18 protein-coding genes are annotated in these 20,420 nt (G+C 42.3%); 10 read left to right on the forward strand and 8 right to left on the reverse strand.

The features are described 5' to 3' along the window. Positions 1–49 precede the first annotated feature (49 nt). Entirely contained in the window at positions 50–364 is a 315-nt protein-coding gene (locus J8Z24_RS12890) for a BolA family protein (protein ID WP_125250945.1), read from the reverse strand. A 45-nt stretch (positions 365–409) separates the two neighbouring features. Continuing rightward, positions 410–1,003 (reverse strand): alpha-ketoglutarate-dependent dioxygenase AlkB family protein, encoded by a 594-nt coding sequence (locus J8Z24_RS12895; protein ID WP_252094802.1) that lies wholly within the window; start codon positions 1,001–1,003, stop codon positions 410–412. 38 nt (positions 1,004–1,041) lie between these two features. On the opposite strand from J8Z24_RS12895, the gene J8Z24_RS12900 reads away from it, so the two are divergent. Genes J8Z24_RS12900 through J8Z24_RS12915 form a run of 4 tightly spaced genes read left to right on the forward strand, consistent with a single transcriptional unit; the run spans position 1,042 to position 4,746 of the window. Next, positions 1,042–2,172 (forward strand): methyltransferase, encoded by a 1,131-nt coding sequence (locus J8Z24_RS12900; protein WP_128729730.1) that lies wholly within the window; start codon positions 1,042–1,044, stop codon positions 2,170–2,172. Positions 2,173–2,176: 4 nt separating this feature from the next. Beyond that, positions 2,177–2,734: a YajG family lipoprotein gene (locus J8Z24_RS12905; protein ID WP_125250948.1), complete on the forward strand. Its 558-nt coding sequence runs from the start codon at positions 2,177–2,179 to the stop codon at positions 2,732–2,734. Continuing rightward, positions 2,734–3,351 (forward strand): peptidylprolyl isomerase, encoded by a 618-nt coding sequence (locus tag J8Z24_RS12910; RefSeq protein ID WP_125250949.1) that lies wholly within the window; start codon positions 2,734–2,736, stop codon positions 3,349–3,351. The genes J8Z24_RS12905 and J8Z24_RS12910 overlap by 1 nt, the downstream gene beginning before the upstream one ends. A 9-nt stretch (positions 3,352–3,360) precedes the next feature. Further along, the gene (locus J8Z24_RS12915) at positions 3,361–4,746 is read left to right on the forward strand and encodes an AmpG family muropeptide MFS transporter (protein WP_252094803.1); all 1,386 of its coding nucleotides are present in this window, start codon (positions 3,361–3,363) and stop codon (positions 4,744–4,746) included. Positions 4,747–4,788: 42 nt separating this feature from the next. On the opposite strand, the gene J8Z24_RS12920 is transcribed toward J8Z24_RS12915, so the two are convergent. Beyond that, complete coding sequence (locus tag J8Z24_RS12920; RefSeq protein ID WP_125250951.1) at positions 4,789–5,031, reverse strand: helix-turn-helix domain-containing protein; 243 nt, start codon at positions 5,029–5,031, stop codon at positions 4,789–4,791. A gap of 732 nt (positions 5,032–5,763) precedes the next feature. Beyond that, positions 5,764–6,102 carry an iron-sulfur cluster insertion protein ErpA gene (gene erpA, locus J8Z24_RS12925; protein ID WP_088529908.1) on the reverse strand — a complete coding sequence of 113 codons (339 nt, stop codon included), beginning with the start codon at positions 6,100–6,102 and terminating at the stop codon, positions 5,764–5,766. 190 nt (positions 6,103–6,292) lie between these two features. On the opposite strand from erpA, the gene J8Z24_RS12930 reads away from it, so the two are divergent. The 5 genes from J8Z24_RS12930 (at position 6,293) to J8Z24_RS12950 (ending at position 12,853) form a co-directional block, all read left to right on the forward strand. Continuing rightward, positions 6,293–7,975, forward strand: coding sequence for a chloride channel protein (locus tag J8Z24_RS12930; RefSeq protein WP_125250952.1), 1,683 nt, complete (start codon positions 6,293–6,295; stop codon positions 7,973–7,975). A 36-nt stretch (positions 7,976–8,011) separates the two neighbouring features. Then, entirely contained in the window at positions 8,012–8,446 is a 435-nt protein-coding gene (locus J8Z24_RS12935) for a CopD family protein (RefSeq protein WP_128729734.1), read from the forward strand. A 123-nt stretch (positions 8,447–8,569) separates the two neighbouring features. Continuing rightward, on the forward strand, positions 8,570–9,586 hold the full coding sequence (locus tag J8Z24_RS12940; protein ID WP_125250954.1) for an aspartate carbamoyltransferase: 1,017 nt from the start codon (positions 8,570–8,572) through the stop codon (positions 9,584–9,586). Positions 9,587–9,598: 12 nt separating this feature from the next. Beyond that, positions 9,599–10,879, forward strand: a complete 1,281-nt coding sequence (hemL, locus tag J8Z24_RS12945; RefSeq protein WP_176031972.1) for a glutamate-1-semialdehyde 2,1-aminomutase — start codon at positions 9,599–9,601, stop codon at positions 10,877–10,879. A 132-nt stretch (positions 10,880–11,011) separates the two neighbouring features. After that, complete coding sequence (locus J8Z24_RS12950; RefSeq protein ID WP_252094804.1) at positions 11,012–12,853, forward strand: methyl-accepting chemotaxis protein; 1,842 nt, start codon at positions 11,012–11,014, stop codon at positions 12,851–12,853. Between the two features lie 127 nt (positions 12,854–12,980). Here the strand turns inward: J8Z24_RS12950 and mrcB are convergent, their stop codons facing one another. From mrcB to J8Z24_RS12970, 4 genes are all read right to left on the reverse strand, one after another. Continuing rightward, the gene (gene mrcB, locus J8Z24_RS12955; RefSeq protein WP_176031974.1) at positions 12,981–15,302 is read right to left on the reverse strand and encodes a penicillin-binding protein 1B; all 2,322 of its coding nucleotides are present in this window, start codon (positions 15,300–15,302) and stop codon (positions 12,981–12,983) included. A 233-nt stretch (positions 15,303–15,535) separates the two neighbouring features. Further along, positions 15,536–16,765: an ammonium transporter AmtB gene (locus J8Z24_RS12960; RefSeq protein WP_176031975.1), complete on the reverse strand. Its 1,230-nt coding sequence runs from the start codon at positions 16,763–16,765 to the stop codon at positions 15,536–15,538. A gap of 13 nt (positions 16,766–16,778) precedes the next feature. Further along, complete coding sequence (locus J8Z24_RS12965; protein ID WP_125250959.1) at positions 16,779–17,117, reverse strand: P-II family nitrogen regulator; 339 nt, start codon at positions 17,115–17,117, stop codon at positions 16,779–16,781. A gap of 188 nt (positions 17,118–17,305) precedes the next feature. Further along, positions 17,306–18,535, reverse strand: a complete 1,230-nt coding sequence (locus tag J8Z24_RS12970) for a GGDEF domain-containing response regulator (RefSeq protein WP_125250960.1) — start codon at positions 18,533–18,535, stop codon at positions 17,306–17,308. A 274-nt stretch (positions 18,536–18,809) separates the two neighbouring features. Here J8Z24_RS12970 and J8Z24_RS12975 point away from each other — a divergent pair, with 274 nt between their 5' ends. Then, complete coding sequence (locus J8Z24_RS12975; RefSeq protein WP_252094805.1) at positions 18,810–20,321, forward strand: S10 family peptidase; 1,512 nt, start codon at positions 18,810–18,812, stop codon at positions 20,319–20,321. The last annotated feature ends 99 nt before the right edge of the window (positions 20,322–20,420 follow it).

A 20,420-nucleotide genomic window follows, 5' to 3' on the forward strand; every position in this document is an offset into this window, starting at 1 on the left:
TTAAAATTACTGCGTAGTGTACTGGTAGAAATGCAAAACACACATCTGATCAGCTATCAAACTTTGAGCCACCTAAACATGTTGGTGATACTGGTGCTTGACCTTCTTTTTCTGAAAACTCTTCCGGCGTGTAGGCATGTATTGCTAAAGCATGGATGTGATTTTGTAATTCATCCTTCAGTACTTCGTTAATTTTTCTGTGACGCTGAAGTAAGCGCTGCCCTATAAACTGCTCACTCACAACGATAACCTTAAAGTGAGAGTCTTCGCCACGGCTGTGCATGTGACTTTCATTAATAACATTAAGGTGTTTGCAGGCAACTGCTTGCGCGATTTTGTCGTAAATTTGTGATTGCATTGACATTAAACTTTGTCTCCCATAGCAATTCGTGGCCTTACTATACGCCTATCACTCAGCATTTCCAACACTTCGAAAAGTCAGATTAATACGCCCTTGCGTGACTTTTGCTTGCTTGGGTAAGGCATGCTGGTAATCTCGCTGGCTGTTGCCTTGCATCATTAACAGGCTCCCGGTTTCTAGGAAAATATCGGTCACCTCCTGAGTGTTTTTGTGACGTATTTTAAATTTCCGTGTTGCCCCAAGTGACAAAGATGCAATCACAGGTGTAGCCCCTAGTTCAGGCTCATCATCACTATGCCAACCCATACTATCTTGACCGTCGCGGTAATAGTTTGCCAATAACGCATTGAATGAGACGTCAAAGCGCTGCTCAAGTGTTTTTCTAATACCTTGCAATATCCCTGGCCAAGGCGCACTGTCGAGTAGTTTTCCTGAATAGCTGTAGCGCACACCAGGATCGGCAATAAATCGCTCAAGTCTGGGGATTTTATGGGTCTTACCAAATAATGTGATGGTATTTTGCTGCCAAGGAATAGTGCTATAAAGCGCATCATATAGGGCTAAACTTTTCTCAAAGCTAATGGCACTTGGCTGATAGCTAAAACCGCTTGGCAAGTTCCGTGCGTTGTCTACTGCTCTCATGTTAAACTATCCGCTGCTTTTATTTACAGAAACGACTCATGACGACTGATGCAACTCTAGCCGGAAAACCATTTACGCTACATAGGTTTCCACTCGATCAAAAAAATCGTAGCTTACAAGCTTGGGATTCAGCCGACGAATACCTGTTAGATTATGTCTTTGAACACCACATCGACGCAAATCGTATCTTAATCATTAATGACGCATTCGGGGCATTATGTTGCGCACTTGCCGACAAACATTGCACCCTAGTGACTGATTCTTTTGTCAGTACCTTAGCTTACCAACACAACCTAGAAGTCAATGAACTGGAGCACGCCCAAGTTGAGGTACTCAGTAGCATCGACACATACCCTGAAGATATTGATTTGGTTGTGCTTAAGCTGCCGAAAAACGCCGGCTTATTACAGTCACAATTGGCGAAGCTGAGTAAACTTGACGCTGATATTCCGGTGATTGCGGCAGGCAAAGCGAAAGAAATCCACACCTCAACACTAAAAAGCTTTACGCACTTTCTAACTGAGCCTACCACAAGCTTAGCAGTTAAAAAGTCACGCCTAATATTCAGCAAGACGTCAGCCAAAGCGATTGATAGTAAATTTCCTGTGTCCTGGCCTTTGGAAAAAACAGACTTCGTACTGTCTAATGAGGCCAATGTATTTTCAAGAGACTCTTTGGATATTGGCGCTCGATTTTTTATCAATTATTTACCTATGGGGAAAAAGCCTCTCAAGGTTATCGACTTGGGATGTGGTAATGGGGTAATTGGATTAATGACGTTAGCGAAAATGCCTAATGCCACTGTGACTTTTATTGATGAATCTGCAATGGCTGTACATAGTGCGCAGCAAAATATTAGTCACAATTTGCCAGAACGAGTCAAAGACTGTCGTTTTATACAAAATGATTGCTTGACTGGTTTTGAAAATGAAGGGGCTGATCTGATACTGTGTAATCCGCCATTTCATCAAGCAAATGCAATAACCGACCATATCGCTTGGCAAATGTTTATGCAGGCAAAGGCCGCACTTCGTCACGGTGGAGAGTTGAGAATAATTGGCAACCGCCACCTTGAATATGACGATAAACTGAAACGCCTGTTCGGAAATTGTAAAACACTCGGAAACAACAAAAAGTTCACTGTATTAAGTGCAACTAAAAGGAGCTAAATAAATGCGTGTTATATTGTTAATTGCTGTGCTCTCTTTTCTTTTAGCTGGGTGTAGTAGTACACCTCGCAGCGTAATTTTGCACCCGCAGTATCAAGGTCCATCTTCGAATGCTTTGAATACCAACATGGCATTACAAGTCAATGACTTGCGCACGACTAAATACACTATTCGCGTGAAAGATCAGGAACCGGCGCTGTACATGCCGGATGCAAACTTGCCAGTCAACCTTAATCATGTGATGACACAAGCGCTTGCAGCGCATGGCGCACAAGTTACACCTATAGCACCAACCAAAGTTGTGGTGAACATCAACCGCTTTAAAGCAATTATCGCAGAAACCCTATCACAGCACCAAAGTGACGCTCAAACCAATGTAACGATACAAGTTACGCAAGGCACTAGAAGCTTTGAAAAGCAGTATAAGGGGAGCGCGAGCTTGTCGGGGCCGCTAAAGCATGATCAAGCCAAAGTGGAGGAACAGCTTAATAACCTAGCTCAACAAGTCGTTGCCCGCATCGTTCAAGACCCAGAATTTATCCAGTTTGTGAGAGGACGTTAATGAAAAAAATAATCTTAAGTTTAACTATCTTACTATTTAGTGTCTGCGCCTTTGCCGATATGAACGGCAAGTTTGTGCAAAAAAACAATCTATTCCCACGGGTGCAAATCAATACCACCAAAGGCCCTATTATCGTTGAACTAGATCGCTCAAGAGCACCTATCACGGTCAACAACTTCCTCACTTATGTGATTAATAAAGACTACAATGGCTCTGTTTTTCATCGTGTTGAGCGCGATGAAGCCAACGAAAGAGACTTCGTCATTCAAGGTGGAGGCTACGACAAAGAATACGATGGTATGTTTGAGCGAGAGGCCATTTTTAATGAAAGTGGTAATGGTTTGAAAAATGATATGTACACCATTGCAATGGCTTATCAAGATAATAAACCACATTCTGGTACTCGACAGTTTTTCTTTAACATGGCTGACAATGACCATTTAAATCCGGGTCGAGGCTGGGGTTTTGCTGTGTTTGGAAATGTAATGGAAGGCTATGAAACACTGGATGCTATCATGCAAGTGGAAACGGATTACAATGAAAAACTTGGCTATACCTTTATTCCCAAAGAGCCTGTTGTGATCCTGTCCATCGACGTACTAAAGCAACCTGAGTAAATCTTCGTTATGTTGGTATCATCTAGCTTTTCACAGTACCTCAGTTACTACAAGGACAAACGCCTACTTACCATTTTTGCCTTTGGAATAAGTAGTGGTTTTCCTTGGGTATTAATTGGCTCGGTGATGTCAGCTTGGCTCAAAGACGAAGGTTTGAGCCGAAGCACCATAGGTCTTTTTGGTCTGGTTTATGGTGCATACACCATTAATTTTCTTTGGTCTCCACTCGTCGACAGAATCAAAATACCGCTGTTGCACACTTGGTTAGGTCAGAGACGCAGCTGGATAGCTAGCTGCCAAGTTATTGTTATTGTTGCCACCTTTGCACTGGCGAGTGTGTCGATCACGGAACACCTTTCACATGCCGCATTATTGTGCTTCATTATTGCACTTTTATCAGCAACACAAGATATTGCAATAGATGCTTATCGTATTGATATTTTGCCCGAGAACGAGAGCGAGAAAGCAACCGCTGCCGCCGCGATGGCAACGTCAGGATGGTGGTCGGGTTATGCTTTATTAGGAGCAATTCCATTTTTTATCGCCGACTTGCCCGGATTCAGCTGGCCTATTATTTACCAAATCTTAAGTGCTGTTGTTTGCTGTCTATTTATCATCACACTCTTAGCCAAAGAGCCTGAGTCTCATCGAGAGCAGGTCCAAGCGCAGTTACAGCAAAGCTATGAGCAAAAGCTGACACTCGCCAGCTCACCTTCTGTCTATACCAAGGTGGTAGCGTGGTTAGCTGTCACCTTAGTCGAACCATTTAAGCGCTTTTTCGAGAAAAATGGAGTGAAAACAGCGTGTGCACTGCTTGCTTTTATTTTTATGTTTAAGATTGGTGAAGCGTTTTTGGCTCGAATGTCTATCGTCTTTTACAAAGAAATCGGCTTCACTAACACCCAAATAGGTCAGTACTCTAAGCTCGGAACAGGTGTTATTACTATCATATTTGCTTTTTTAGGCAGCATATTTAATCACAAATATGGCATCGTCAAAGGCCTATTTATCAGTGGTGTTGCCATGGCAGCGTCTAACTTGATGTTCTCTTGGATTGCAGTAGCAGGTCCACAAGAGCACTTATATTTGATGGCTATTATTATTGATGGATTTACACAAGCTTGGTCGCTCGTGGCCATGGTTGCATTCATTTCGATGCTTTGCGATAGAGCTTTCAGCGCTACTCACTATGCGCTACTCGCCTCTCTTGGGAGTCTAGGACGTACCATGCTATCGGGTTATAGTGGTTTTGTAATAGATGATTTACTTGGAGGAAATTGGGCGGTCTTTTTCGCGCTAACAGCACTAATGGTACTACCATCCTTGTTGTTCTTATATCTCATTAGACACAAACTTTATGCAATTGAACGTGCATATCACACTAACAAGCGCTAGAGGTGCAGTTCCTTGCACCTTTTCATTTTGCTAGCGTAGCGCTTATTGCTCTTCTTTAATTAGCTGCAATCCCTCGTAAGGGTCAACTTCAAGCGCTTCGCAATAACGTAAAAACTCGATTACATCCAAACGACGCTCTTGGTTTTCAATTTTACCAATGAAAGAATGTGGTGTACCTAGCACTTGAGCAAGGCTACGCATTGTATGACCCTTCTCATGGCGTTTTGATTTAAGCCACTTAGTTAGTTTGCCGTTTTCTTCGGAAGAAACCGTTTTACCCATCATATTAAACATCTCCTACTAGATGAAAGACTAAATTACCTAAATGAAATATGCCCGTCTCATTTAGTGTTTGCTCAAATATCACAGTTGACTCTTTAATGCTAAGCGCGGCACCCTCCGCCAGCTCAACATCAAACCAGTACAAAGCTTTGCTCAGTAAATTGTTTTTATTGACTGCTAAAGCGCTAAGGTTGCGATCACATATCACTGAACCATAAATTGTAACATATCGACAAATTGGCTTTGTCCCCATGTACCCAATTAGGTATAGACTAAAAAACAGTTAACACCTAATTAATTTTTTACTTTTTCTTAATTCATCAAGCACTGTAATATCCAGTAACACTTTAACAAATTTTTTAAAAAATGTACCAGTATTTGAAATAAATTATTTTTCTTTAAAAAATAAAAACTTATAGCTAGTATTCAATAAAAGGTTAAAAAAGAGGCCGATACAAAATGATTCGACTACTGTTTTTGCTGCCAATTTTACTGTGTTTTGGATGGTATTTCTTTTTGCGTTCAAACGGCGTGCCACTGAAACGAGGAAAGAAAGGTTTTGTATACATCCTAGCATTTTCATCATTTGTGCTGGGCTTTTTCGTCCTGATGATGTATCTGACGGGAAGTTTATGAGGTCGATTGCTGGACTTTTATACACCAAGTCATGAGTCTATAAAAACAAAAAGAGTCATGTAAACATGACTCTTTGAGTGACTTCTTTAGGTATTACCGTTATACGCTAAAGCTTGCGCCACAACCGCAAGTCGTTGTCGCATTTGGGTTATTAACAAAGAAACGAGCGCCTTCTAACCCTTCGGTGTAATCTACAATGCCATCAATTAGGTATTGAATGCTCATCGGATCAACAACCATAGTAACGCCATTTTTTACGATTTCTAAATCACCAGGGTTAACTTTTTCATCAAAGGTAAACCCATATTGAAAGCCAGAGCAACCACCGCCTGTAACATATACACGCAATTTAAGGTTAACGTTCTCTTCTTCCTCTATTAGCTCTTTTACACGGCTTGCTGCTGCATCAGAAAACTGAATTGGTAACTGTTCAGACATAGATGTGGACCCCTAATCCTGTAATTTGTAAATTATCTAATACCTGAGTGTTTTAATCAAGTATAGCGTCATACCCTTTTAAGTCTTCGAATGCGTACATAGGATGTGTAACCTGAACTTGGGATAACACAAGGATTTAATGTCAAAAATTTGGTATTCTTAAGATGTTAATTATCGTGGAATTACGTTTATGTCGCTGGATGCACTGAGACGAAGTCTTGCTAAACCGAAAACCTCAGCCCAACTGTGCCTCTTAGGAGCAGCCGCAGGGTTACTCGCAGCCATGCTGATAATCACATTTCGCCTTACTATAGAACTATTCCAGGGCACTTTTCTCGATAAACCCGATGACTTTACAGAGCTGTCAGAGTTACACAGACTATTTTTACCTGTACTAGCAGCCTTACTCATCGCAACTTTCGCAGCGCTTACTGGGTTTAAGCATTATCGCCTCGGGATCCCGTATGTGATCAACCGTATTAAGCACCATTACGGTCACATGCCGATTTGGAACTCTGCTAACCAATTTTTTGGTGGTGCAGTGGCCTTGATCAGTGGCTTTTCAGTCGGTCGTGAAGGGCCATCTGTTCATATGGGTGCGACCGCCGCGAGCGTCTTATCTGAACGCTTACATTTACCACTAAATGCAGCAAGAACATTGGCAGGCTGCGGGGTAGCTGCCGGTATTGCGGCATCCTTTAATACGCCACTTGCGGCTGTAATTTTTGTTATGGAAGTGGTGCTAAGGGAGTACAAAATTCACATTTTTGTACCTGTGATGTTGGCCTCAGTGATTGGTGCAATGAGCACACAATATGTGTTTGGAAACAATTCCGAGTTAGCTCTTATTCATATTACGCCTTTGAGTTTTTGGCACTATCCTTACCTGATTATCTGTGGCGCCGCACTAGGGGCTGTCGCTTTTGCCTTTAATCAAAACCTCATGCTTATCATTAAAACCTTTAAACCGATCAGCATGTTTCCTCGATTATTACTAGCGGGTTTAATTGCCGGTTTAATCGGTTATGCGGTTCCAGGTGCCATGGGCTCCGGCATGAGTGCCATCACCCAAGCTGTAGAGTCCCCCCATAATTTACAGCTACTCACCACGATATTAATTGCCAAACTTCTGGCTACTTTATTTGCTATTGGCTTAGGTATTCCCGGAGGGATTATTGGTCCTGTTATTGGACTTGGCGTAATTATGGGCACTCTAATGTCATTTTTTGCCCAATTTATTTCACCGAGTGTGGATGTCGCTGGCACTTATGGCGTACTTGGTATGGCAGGTTTACTTGCCGCAACCTTACACGCTCCCCTTGCCGCGCTGACCGCCGTAATGGAGTTGACTTCAAATCCCAAAATTATTGTGCCTGCAATGTTAGTGATCACCACCGCTTATGTAACCGCGTTACAGGTTTTTGGCAACCGTTCAATATTCATCCAACAGCTAGATTTTCAAGGTCTACCTTATCAAGTTTCACCGGCGAAAGAGGCATTACAGAAAGTAGGGATTGTGGCTGAAATGGATGAAAACTTTAAATTGCTCTATTCAGACGACAAAGAGCAAATAAAAGAAACCCTATCGGCGGTCGACAGCCAAACTCCGCTGATTGTGTACGATGAACAAAGTGGTTATCGTCTTGCTGAATACGATTTGAACCTGATCTCACAAGAAAGCGTATCGGTATCTTACATAGAGTTGCAAGGCTTGAGTACCCAAGCAACACTTGCCGATGCCTTTGATGTATTAAAAGACAAGCGCTCAGGTGCGGTATACATTTATAACCAAAAGGATAATAAACAAATACTTGGGTTATTGCGATGGGATCAAATTCGTCACATACTCACCACTAGAAACAGTCTACTCTAGGGGCTGTTTACCTTAATTTACTACTTGGGACTGACAATGAGCTTATTGTTAACATATAAAGCCTTACATATCTTTTTTATGATCGCTTGGTTTGCAGGCATTTTTTATCTACCACGCTTGTTTGTTTACCATGCCTTAACTGAAGAGAAATCTTGTAGTTCTATGCTCAAGATAATGGAAAGACGATTGCTCTACTTTGTCACTCCGTTTGCAATCCTTACTGCTGTATTTGGCGTGTTGACCATTATTGAGTATGGCAGGGAGTGGTTTAAACACAGTATGTGGCTGCACTACAAACTCGCCATAGTCACTGTACTTTACATTTATCACGGCTATTGCTTTAAGTTACTCAACGACTTCAAACGAGACCGCAACCAAAGAAGCGATAAGTTTTATCGTTACTTTAACGAATTTCCTGTACTGCTGCTATTAGCTATCGTCTTTCTTGCCGTCTTAAAACCTGCACTGTAGCCGTGCATTATGAGGGGTACTTGGGTATAATATACGCCCAAGTAACCGCCCACATTCTGCGTGTTATCTGGTTGGGTGAGCGCCCTGCAACCCGGTAGTCAATTTGTCTTTAGGAATCGCCACATGTTCAGTTTCCAAGGTGAAAACATTCTTTCTGTCAATCAACTAGACAGAGATTCTATTGAACACATCTTCTCCATTGCTAAAAAAATGGAACCCTATGCTAAAAAGCAAAAACGCACTCAAGTACTTGATGGCGCGATTTTGGCAAATTTATTCTTTGAACCAAGTACCAGAACACGTGTGAGTTTTGGTACTGCGTTCAACTTGCTAGGTGGTTTGGTTCGCGAAACCACAGGTATGCAAAGCTCAGCATTAGCCAAAGGTGAATCTTTATATGATACTGCCCGCGTGATCTCGGCTTATGCTGATGCTGTCGCGATGCGTCACCCTGATGCCGGCTCAGTCGCTGAATTTGCAACAGGATCGGATGTACCCGTTATCAACGGTGGCGATGGTCCAAATGAACACCCAACACAAGCGCTTTTAGATTTGCTCACCATTGATCGCGAGCTTGGCCGATTTGGTGCAGGAATTGATGGTATGCACATCGCCTTAGTCGGTGACTTAAAATATGGCCGCACCGTGCACTCGTTATCAAAGCTGCTCAGCCATTACAAAGATATCCGTTTTACCATGGTTGCCCCTGACGGCTTACAAATGCCACAATCAATTTTAGATGTGGTTGATAATGCTGGGCATAAGGTTGAACTGGTATCAAAAATGGAAGGCAATCTAGCTGCTGATATTGTTTATCAAACTCGCATTCAAGAAGAACGCTTCCCTTCTCAAGAAGAAGCAAATAAATACCGTGGCGGCTTTAGAATAAGCCAGGCAATTTATGACGCACACTGTAAACCTAGCTCAGTTTTAATGCACCCACTGCCACGAGATAGCCGCAGTGATGCAAATGAACTTGATAATGACCTAAATAATAATGACAACCTAGCTATCTTCCGCCAAGTACAAAATGGTGTATTGATCCGTATGGCACTTTTTGCCTTAACGCTAGGTGTTGAAAACCAAGTGGAAAAATACGAGGTGGATGTACCTTGGTTTAGCCGCAAACGTGAAAGCTAAAAAGGATCGACAATGACAATCAGTCAAGATTTATTCGAACGTGCCCTCGACTCAATTCCAGGTGGCGTAAACTCTCCAGTTCGCGCATTTAATGGCGTTGGTGGCACACCACTATTCATTACCAAAGCACAAGGCGTTCATACCTTTGATGCCGATGGTAAACAATACATTGATTATGTAGGCTCTTGGGGTCCGATGATCTTGGGTCATAATCACCCCGAAATTAAGCAAGCAGTACTTGATGCCGTTGAAAATGGCTTATCTTACGGTGCTCCGACTGAAACTGAAATTTTAATGGCGGAAAAAGTAAAAGCGTTGGTTCCCTCCATTGAAAAAGTACGTATGGTAAGCTCTGGTACTGAGGCAACAATGAGTGCTATCCGCCTTGCTCGTGGCTACACTGGCCGTGACAAGATTTTGAAGTTTGAAGGTTGTTATCATGGTCATGCCGACTCTCTACTGGTAAAAGCTGGCTCTGGCGCACTGACTATGGGTGTACCTAACTCACCGGGTATTCCGGCTGATTTTGCCAAACACACGTTAACGGTTTCATTCAATAACCTAGACGAAGTAAAAGCTATATTTGCTCAGTACAAAGACCAAATCGCTTGTGTAATCATTGAGCCTGTCGCAGGTAACATGAACTGTATTCCTCCTGTTGAAGGCTTTTTAGAGGGGCTACGCGAAATCTGTACTGACAATCAAAGTGTCCTTATTTTTGATGAAGTTATGACCGGTTTTCGGGTTGCACTAGGGGGGGCTCAGCAGTACTACAACATCCAACCTGATCTTACCTGTTTAGGCAAAGTGATCGGCGGCGGTATGCCTGTCGGTGCGTTTGGTGGTAAAAAAGAAATCATGGACTACATCGCTCCTGTGGGCCCGGTTTATCAAGCAGGGACGTTATCTGGCAACCCAATCGCTATGGCGGCCGGCTTAAAAGCACTAGAGCTACTTTCAGAGCATGGCTTACACGAAGAGCTTGAAGCAAAAAGTAAAGCATTGTGTGAAGGCTTCCAAGCCGCTGCTGATGAGGCTGGTATTGCACTCACCACAAACTATGCTGGTGGCATGTTTGGTTTCTTCTTTACTGAAGCTGAGAAAGTGACAAGTTACCAACAAGCAACAGAATGCGATTTGGCGCGTTTCAAAAAATTCTTCCACTTAATGCTTGATGAAGGCGTGTACTTGGCTCCATCAGCATTTGAGGCTGGTTTTGTGAGTACGATGCACTCTGATGAAGAAATTGCCAAAACTATTGGTGCAGCAAAGCGTGCATTTGCCAAACTATAAATAAAATTAATCATTTAAAAAGCCCGCTCAGGGCTTTTTTTGTTTTTTCAGCTACCCTTTGAATAAACTTTTGAAAAGATTCGGTCTACTTGTACCGTATCTTTGAAATAGACTATTCATACAGAGGAAGTGATGGCTGGATTCAATACCATAGTTAACCCTGCAACTCGCTTGATGGCAAGTTTGCAATATAAAACCAAAATGGCAGTTGTTTTTGGCCTGTTGTTATTACCTTTAAGCCTCAGCTTGTTTTTTCTAAATGGTGTGCTCAATCACTCGATTTCCGTCAGTGATATGCAGCGACAAGGGCTCACATTCTACCCTCAAATGCTAGAAAACATTCTAAATGGTGATAGTGCGAATAACACCAGCCTACTTAAGCAAGCCAAATTACCTTCGTTCAGCGCGCCAAATACCAGTGCACTTGAGCAGCTTTCAATTGCCTCTCAGCTCGCGGTTGACGATGATCTTGGCCGTAATTATCTCAATCGTACATTGGTAGAGTCTACTCCTCAGTTAATCGCACAAATTAATCAAATTGAAGTGCAAGCACGACGCGTGATCAGCAGAGGAAGCTTTACCCCAGACAGTTTTATCGCTCTATCTAACTTACATAAAGGTTTGCCTGCGGTAATGAAGCAGTTTTCAGGAACGCTAAACATCGCGATGAATCATAATAAACAACTAAAAAAGCAATTAAATCAATCTCTGGTAGATCTCAATGCTAGCTTGTCAAACTATCAAAGTGCGGTTAAAGCAGGGCTACTTGATCCAGACGAGTTAGCGCTATCACAATCGCAATTCAATCGACATTATCAGCAAGCCAGTCAAACTATTAAGCAGTTTGTTAACATAGCCACTCCCACGTTGGCAGCATTAGTTGCTGAAAAGCAGAGCCAACAACAATGGATCAGAAACACCGTAGCGATTGCATCTATCCTTGCGCTATTGCTGGCTATTTATCTTATGATTGGTTTTTACTTATCTGTCATCGGAACCATTACCACTTTCTCAAAAGCGGCACAAAGTGCAGCAAGTGGAGATTTGAGTGTTAAAGCTAAGACGATAGGCTCTGATGAATTAAGCCAAATTATTGATCAATTTAACGCGGTTTTAGACGCTTTTATATCGCTACTTGGTAACGTCAAGCTCACGAGCAACGAACTACAACAAGCAACGAAAACACTCAATCAAATAAGCCAAGACACCGAAAAAGATGTGGCGCAGCAAGAGAGTAAGATCCAATCGATTCACCACTCACTTGAAAATATGGCACAGTCCGCACGCTCAGTGGAAGATGCTGCATTTAATGCAACTGAATTGGCATCAGTTGCCGCTCAGCACGTCAAGCAAAGTAGTATCAATACCACAACGCTTGCGGGACAAATGACAGAGTTACAGACAGAGTTTCAACAAAGCCGGGCATCATTAGATAAGCTTGCCGAAGATACGCAAAATATCAGTCAAGTAAGTTCTGCGATTAGAGAAATTGCGGAGCAGACTAATTTACTGGCGCTAAATGCTGCAATAGAAGCCGCACGAGCTGGTGAACAAGGTCGCGGGTTTGCGGTAGTGGCTGATGAAGTCCGTACCCTAGCGCAAAGAACTCAGCAGCAGACGGAAGAAATACACAATATAATCCAGTCCTTGCAAGCGGCCTCTAAAGATACCCAAAATAAAATGCGCAGCAGTGAAGAGAATATGGCACAGAGCGTCACCGCTGCCAATGAAACAAATAATGTGTTACAGCATGCAGAGCAAAGTATGCGTGATATTGACGAGCAAGGAAAACTCATTAGTCAACTTGTTCAGCAGCAAACACAGGCGACCGAACATGCACTCAGTGGCTCTCAAGATATCAACAATTTAGCGCAGCACACATTAGGTTCAGCTAGAGCAACACAAGCTGACGCTAAAAAACTCGGTACCCTATCGCAAACCCTAAATAGGGAAATTGACAAATTTAGAACGTAATAGCATTTTGCCGTAATCATTACTCAATATGTGGGAGTAAAGCAGAAGCGATTGGCTTGTACCAAACCAATCGCTTTGTTGACTTATAGATTATCTATAGACTCAGTATATTAAACAAAGGTTAGGATTAGCACCTAGGTCTTGGCTCAAACATACTCGATCGAATAGGCAACTGCACAACAGGGCCACAACTAGGAGGTGATTGTTTACCTGTTTTAGGGTTAATGAATGCCCAACGGATTGAATCAGGGCGTTCATCCACAATAGCTTGAGGGTTAAGTGGTTTGAGGTAACGAATGTAAAGTTCGAGTGCACCTTGACTTCCTGTCAGCCCCGTTGGTTTATTATCATCTCTTCCTATCCAAGTCACTGTCACTGTATTTTGGTCAAACCCTGCAAACCAACTATCGCGTAAATCATTACTCGTCCCTGTTTTACCTGCTAGCTGGATAGAAGGGAAATGTAAGTTTAAACGCTTAGCTGTTCCCTTCTTCGTCACCCTTTTTAGTCCGTACTTCGTCATATACACAGCTTCTGGGTCTAATATTTGCTGCTTTTTCACTCTATGGTCGTAAAGCAATTTACCGATTGAATCCGTGATTGCCATAACACTTGTTAATTCACTATGTTTGCCATCAGCCGCAATCGTTGTATAGGCTTGTGCCACATCTAAGCTAGATAATTCCAATGCCCCTAACAGTAACGATGGATAAAGCGTGATAGACTTATCGACCCCAAGCTCATTTAATGTTTGTGCTACGCGGTTTACTCCGACATCCAAGCCTAAGTTCACAGCAGGAATATTAATACTATTACTAAAAGCATCAAACATAGGGACTTTGCCTCTAAATTTATGGTCAAAGTTTTCTGGCGACCACACTTTACCTGAGCCATCAGTCACTTCCAGCGGGTTATCATCCAATAGCATACCTAAGTGATAATTTGGATTAGCTAATGCACTCAAATAAATAGCAGGTTTTACTAATGAGCCTATGTTTCGCTCTGTATCCAGCACCCGATTAAACCCTGAAAACTTTAATTGCCTACCGGCAACTAGTGCTGACACGCCAGCCTTTTCAACGTTAACAGATAACATTGCGGTCTCTAGATCTTCAGTTTTAAAGCGGCGTTCTAAATATGGTAACCCCTTTTTAACCGCTTCCTCCATTGCCGTTTGTTTTTGTAAATCTAGATACGTGAATATTCTCAGTCCGGAGTCAATCAGGCTATCATCAGGAACTAGCTGTTTCAGCTCGCGGTTAACCAACTCTAGATATCCAGGATACGACTGTAAACGACTGGCTTTTAAAGGCTCAACATCAATCGGTCGCGCCAATGCTACGCGATATTCAGGCGTTGTAATTAAGCCGTTTTCTACCATTAATCGTAACACTAGGTCGCGTCTTTCCATCACCCGTTCAGGGTAACGTCTGGGGTTATAAAAAGAAGGACCTTTGACCATTGCAATGAGCATTGCAATCTGGTCGAACTCTAATTCATCGACGGGCTTTGCAAAATAAAACTCTGCCGCTAACCCCATGCCATGCACGCCTTGGTTATACGCTTGACCTAAAAACACTTCATTTAAATAGGCTTCCAGAATTTCATCCTTACTGTAGCGGAAGTCCAAAATTAACGCGATAAATGCCTCATTCACTTTGCGAATCAGTGTACGCTCACGAGTAAGATAAAAGTTTTTTGCCAATTGCTGAGTTAACGTACTTCCACCTTGCACCGTACGGCCTGCTTTTATATTGGTATAAAGCGCACGCAAAATCGACAGCACTGAAACGCCGTGATGGTCATAAAAGTTTCTATCTTCCACCACTAATAATGTTTCTTTGAGGATATTGGGAAACTTATCAAAAGGTACAAACTCTCTATCTTGGCGAGTTTCGTTACCGATACGTGCTATTTGCACTGGCTCAAGGCGAGCTGCGGATAAACGTCGCCCCTGATTATCAACAATACTTGCGAGCTTTTTACTAGCAAAATTTAGGGTAAAAATACGCGCATTTTCAGGCCCATCATAAAATTCAAATGCTCGACGGTGAATGGTGATAGTGCGACCTTGTACCGTATATTGACCGGTACGACTAATACGATTTACACGGGAGTAGTTAAGCCGTTTTAACTCCCATAATACCTCTTTTTCATTCAAGTATTGATCAGGAAAAAACTGCATTGCTCTGGCATACACTTGAACCGGCAGTTCCCATTTATTTCCTTCAAATTGCCTGCTTATTTTTGCATCTAGATAGATAACATACATTGCCACGACAAATATCATCGCTACCGTGCCTTTCCACACAAAAGACCATGTCGCGCTTAATATTTTACGCTTAACTTTTTGCATCTTAGTGCTAGCAGGTTGGGTCTTTTTTTTACGTGAAGTGCTCGCTTTGACGTTTGATTTTTTGGTAGGTGTTGTTTTCTTTTTGTCCGTCATGACCCAAATAAAACTGAAAAGTGAATCGCAAGATAGTAGAGTAACCTAAATTAACAACTGCTGAAAGCACAATCACGGTGAATAAGAAAAGTGAGCCCACTGGACTCACTTTATTTAGACAACGAGAACTCTAAGAGCGGCTTATCTGTTCACTGACTTTGTCTTATATCAAGCAAAACATTGTAAACATAAAATAAACCACTCCTCACATATTGACCTAGAGCCAATAAGTATTACTGTCCGCGAACTGTCACGAACTCTGGGTAGGCATCTACGCCGCAGTCATGTTGATCCATTCCGCTCAGCTCTTCCTCTTCGCCAACTCGGATCCCCATACTTGCCTTAAGTACACTCCACACAATGTAGGATGTGATAAACACAAAGCCAAGAATCGTCACAAGCCCAACCGCTTGACCTTGAAATGTGGCGTCTGAGTTTGAAAATGGCACCATCATCACTCCTAATGCACCACAAACACCGTGCACTGAAATTGCCCCGACTGGGTCATCAATTTTAGCCTTATCTAGCGCAATAATACTAAATACCACAAGTGCTCCACCAAGCGCACCAAGGATAAGAGCCAGTATCGGTGTCGGTGAAGCAGGCTCTGCGGTAATCGTTACTAAGCCAGCTAATGCACCGTTTAGCACCATTGTTAAATCTGCTTTACCCCACATCATTTTACATACTAATAAAGCCGCCACCGCACCCGCAGCGGCTGCGGCATTGGTATTGAGCATAATTTGACTTACTGCGATGGCATTTTCCTTATCTGCCAAAAATAATTGTGAGCCGCCATTAAAGCCAAACCACCCCATCCACAAAATAAACGTACCAAGTGTGGCTAGTGGCATATTTGAGCCAGGAATAGGATAAACCTCGCCATTTTTACCATACTTGCCTTTACGTGCACCGAGTAATAATACTCCTGCTAAGGCCGCAGCGGCGCCAGCGCCATGCACAATGGCAGAACCTGCAAAATCCACAAATCCAAGCTCAGATAAAAATCCTCCACCCCAAGTCCAATACCCTTCAAGAGGATAAATAAAGCCGGTAAGCACAACACAAAACGCTAAAAATGCCCACAATTTCATTCGCTCAGCTACCGCACCAGAAACAATAGACATCGCGGTAGCCACAAAGACAACTTGAAAGAAAAAGTCAGACTGCAACGCATGATCCGCATCAGTTGCGGCGCTTCCGATTAACGCGCCAATACTTGGCAGGACACCACCCTCAGCGTTATCAACATACATAATGTTATAACCAATAAGCAGATACATAGTACAAGCTATCGCGTAAAGCGCGACGTTTTTGGTTAGTATCTCAGTGGTGTTTTTGGAACGAACAAGTCCAGCTTCTAGCATGGCAAAACCTGCTGCCATCCACATCACCAGCACACCCGAAATCAAAAAATAAAAAGTATTTAATGAGAATTTGAGTTCTATGATTGTATTTTCCATCGTTAGGATCCCCTTAAATCGCTTCTTCATCAAGTTCGCCGGTACGGATCCGAACGATTTGGTCTAAGTCATATACAAAGATTTTTCCATCACCAATTTTGCCAGTGAAAGCTGCCTTTGTTACTGTCTCTACTACACGTTCTGCATTTTCAGCCAAGGTCGCAATTTCTATTTTTATTTTCGGTATAAAATCGACCTGATACTCAGCACCGCGATATAACTCGGTGTGACCACGTTGACGTCCAAAGCCTTTGACATCAACAACCGTCATCCCTTCAATCCCCAAGTCGGCCAACGCTTCGCGCACTTCGTCGAGTTTAAATGGTTTTATTATTGCACTTATCATTTTCATACTAAGTCCCCTTAGGACAGTTGATCCTGTTACATGCTGTAATCCAACCTTTATGCCAAATTTTTTATTCCTTAATTAACAATGAATTAATACTGAATCGCACTTTTTACGCATAAAAAATGCACCATCTAGGTGCATTGTTATTAAGTCTGAACTGGGTTGGTGCAAAACCCTATACTAAAGCAATATTAATGCGCAATAACACAATTTCGCTGCTTATCTTTAGCTTGATATAGCGCTTTATCGGCTTTACGCATCACCTCACTCAGCGTATTTGATTGACACGCCGCCATACCAATACTGATAGTGCATCGGTATTTCCCCTGCACAATCGTAAACGCTTGTTTAGCTAAACGCTCTCGAAAATCTTCTAACATTTGCTTTGCTCGATTAAGATCTGAGCTTGGGATCAATAGCGCAAACTCTTCACCGCCAATTCGAGCGACTATGTAATGCCCAAAAGCACTGCGTAATAAGTCAGCGACCTGTTTAAGTACTTCATCGCCACTTTCATGGCCATATTGGTCATTAATCGACTTAAAGTGATCGAGGTCGAGTAAAGCAAGAATATGCTGGTTGGGTTTATTTTTTATTAGGCGCTCAGCGTGTTGGCAAAAGTATCGGCGATTGTACAACCCTGTCAGATAGTCTCTGTGCGCATACTCTTTGATTTCCGCAATCAAATTAAGCTGCTCCATTGTTTGCATAATTCGACAATGGAACTCCTCACTCATAAATGGTTTCGCCAAAAAGTCATTTGCACCGTATTTGATAAACTTTGCCGATAGCCCATGACTGCCTGCCCCAGATAAACCAATAATGGCAAGTTCATCTCGACCGCGACTATTTCGCACCGACTTTACCAACTCAAAGCCGTCCATTGTTGGCATCGCAAAGTCAGTAAGTAGTAACTTAATATCGTGATCTCCGAGCAGCATTTCCAATGCTTCAGCACCATCTTGTGCTTCTAGTACAGTAAAAAGCTGCTTTTCTAACATCTGCTTCATAACTACACGACTAATCACTGAATCATCGGCGATTAGTGCTTTGCACCCTTGGTTTCTTAACAGGCGAGATGCAAGCTTGACTGCGTATAGATAAGAATCGCGGTTGTCTTTGATGACATAATCTACCACCCCCATCTCAAGCATTTGCTGGCGACTATATTCATCAATTTTCGATGTTAACACCACCGTTGGGATCTGATGACTGAGCGTAAGCTGCACAACTTCTGCGTCCATCGCATCGGGCAGCGTTAAATCTACCAGCGCCAATGTATATTCATGCTGGCTCAAAAAGGCCTTACTTTCCTTGAGTGACCAAGCAAAATCAATTGCGACATCAAGATATTGAGCGGCAAGGTGTCGTAATACCTGCTGTACGACCTTACTGTCTTCAACAATTAGAATTCTTTGCATGGATTGAGATCTCTTAAGTACAACGAGAAGCGCAGTGAAACAAGAATTTAACGAGGCTAAATACTTTATTACTACATAATTAAGTATTAAATATACGCGAATCTAGGACTAAAAAAAACCAGCAGCAGACAAATTTGTTACATAATAATAAATGAGTTGAGAACAGTTATCTTCAAACTAGCTGTTTTTTTACTCTGTTTGTCTCAATGACTTTGAATTTCACCTAAAATACTTTTTTAATGCCGCAATACCTTACCGTTTTATTGAGGAAGCCATGAACAAAATACTGTCATTTGTGTTTTTAAGTTGTGCTTTGTTTTCATTGCCTAGCATAGCTGAACAACACAACCGCACCATTGAGATAGATCATAAAATCACAACAGAACACCGCGTTGAAATTAAAGGCAAGCGTATAAACTATACGGCAACAACGGGGACGCAGCCGGTGTGGAATGAAAAAGGTGAAGCAATCGCCACGCTACATTACACCTACTACCAGCGTAAAAATATAAAAGAAGTAAGCGAACGTCCACTATTAATTTCTTTCAACGGTGGTCCGGGCTCTGCGTCTGTATGGATGCACATCGCTTATACTGGACCAAGAGTATTAAAAATAGATGACGAAGGTTATCCGCAACAACCGTACGGTTTAAAAGATAATCCGTATTCTGTTTTAGATGTCGCAGACATTGTATATGTCAATCCGGTCAATACTGGCTATTCCCGGGTTCTTAAAAATGCTGAAGGTAAATATCCCAGTAAACCAGAACAAACAAAAATGTTTTTTGGAATAAACGCCGATATAAAATATTTAGCGGAGTGGCTAAATACCTTCATTCATCGTAATGAGCGCATGTTATCACCTAAGTATTTAATTGGTGAAAGCTATGGTACCACGCGTGTTGCAGGACTCGCACACGCTATGCAAAACAAGCAGTGGTTATATTTAAACGGCGTTATTCTGGTATCTCCAACCGACATCGGAATCAAGCGTCAAGGCCCAGTAAAAGTTGCTAACCGTTTACCCTATTACGCAGCTGCTGCGTGGTATCATAAGGCCCTACCAACCGAGCTTCAAAGTAAAGACCTACCTGAGGTGCTAGCAGAAGTAGAAGCATATACTATCGACAAATACCTCCCAGCACTCGCCAAAGGAGCATTTATCAGCGAACAGGAAAAACAAAGTGTTATCAAAACTGTTGCTAAATATAGCGGCTTAAATGAGCGTTTCGTTGCTCAAAATAATCTCGACATTCCTACCGCAGCATTTTGGAAAGAGCTATTGCGCGACCGCGGTCGCACTATAGGTAGACTAGACTCTCGCTATCTCGGTATTGATAAAAGAGATGCAGGATCCCGCCCAGACTATTGGCCTGAGCTTACATCTTGGCTGCACTCATTTACACCGGCAATTAATCACTATTTTGCGACTGAACTCAATTATAAAACAGATGTAAAGTACAATATGTTTGGTGCGGTTCATCCTTGGGATAATAGCGACAATAATGTCGGTGAGCAGCTCAGATTAGCCATGGCACAAAACCCTTACCTCCATGTACTTACTCAGTCTGGCTACTACGATGGTGCGACTAATTACTTTGATGCTAAATATAATATGTGGCAACTAGATCCTAGCGGGAAGATGCGAGACAGGTTAACCTTCAAAGGTTACCGCTCTGGACATATGATGTACCTACGTCACGAAGACTTAGAAACATCCAATGAAGATCTCCGCCGCTTCATTCAAAACACCATACCAAAAGTGGGACAGTCAGCACTTTACTAATCTTCATTAAGTAGTGGCTGCAAATGTGGCCACTATTTTAGGCTCTGCCTTGTATAAATACCTATCAAACTGCTACAAAAATAAACTTGAAAGATCAAC

The sequence above is a fragment of the Pseudoalteromonas sp. SCSIO 43201 genome (assembly GCF_023716725.1).
Taxonomy (GTDB): Bacteria; Pseudomonadota; Gammaproteobacteria; order Enterobacterales; family Alteromonadaceae; genus Pseudoalteromonas; species Pseudoalteromonas peptidolytica.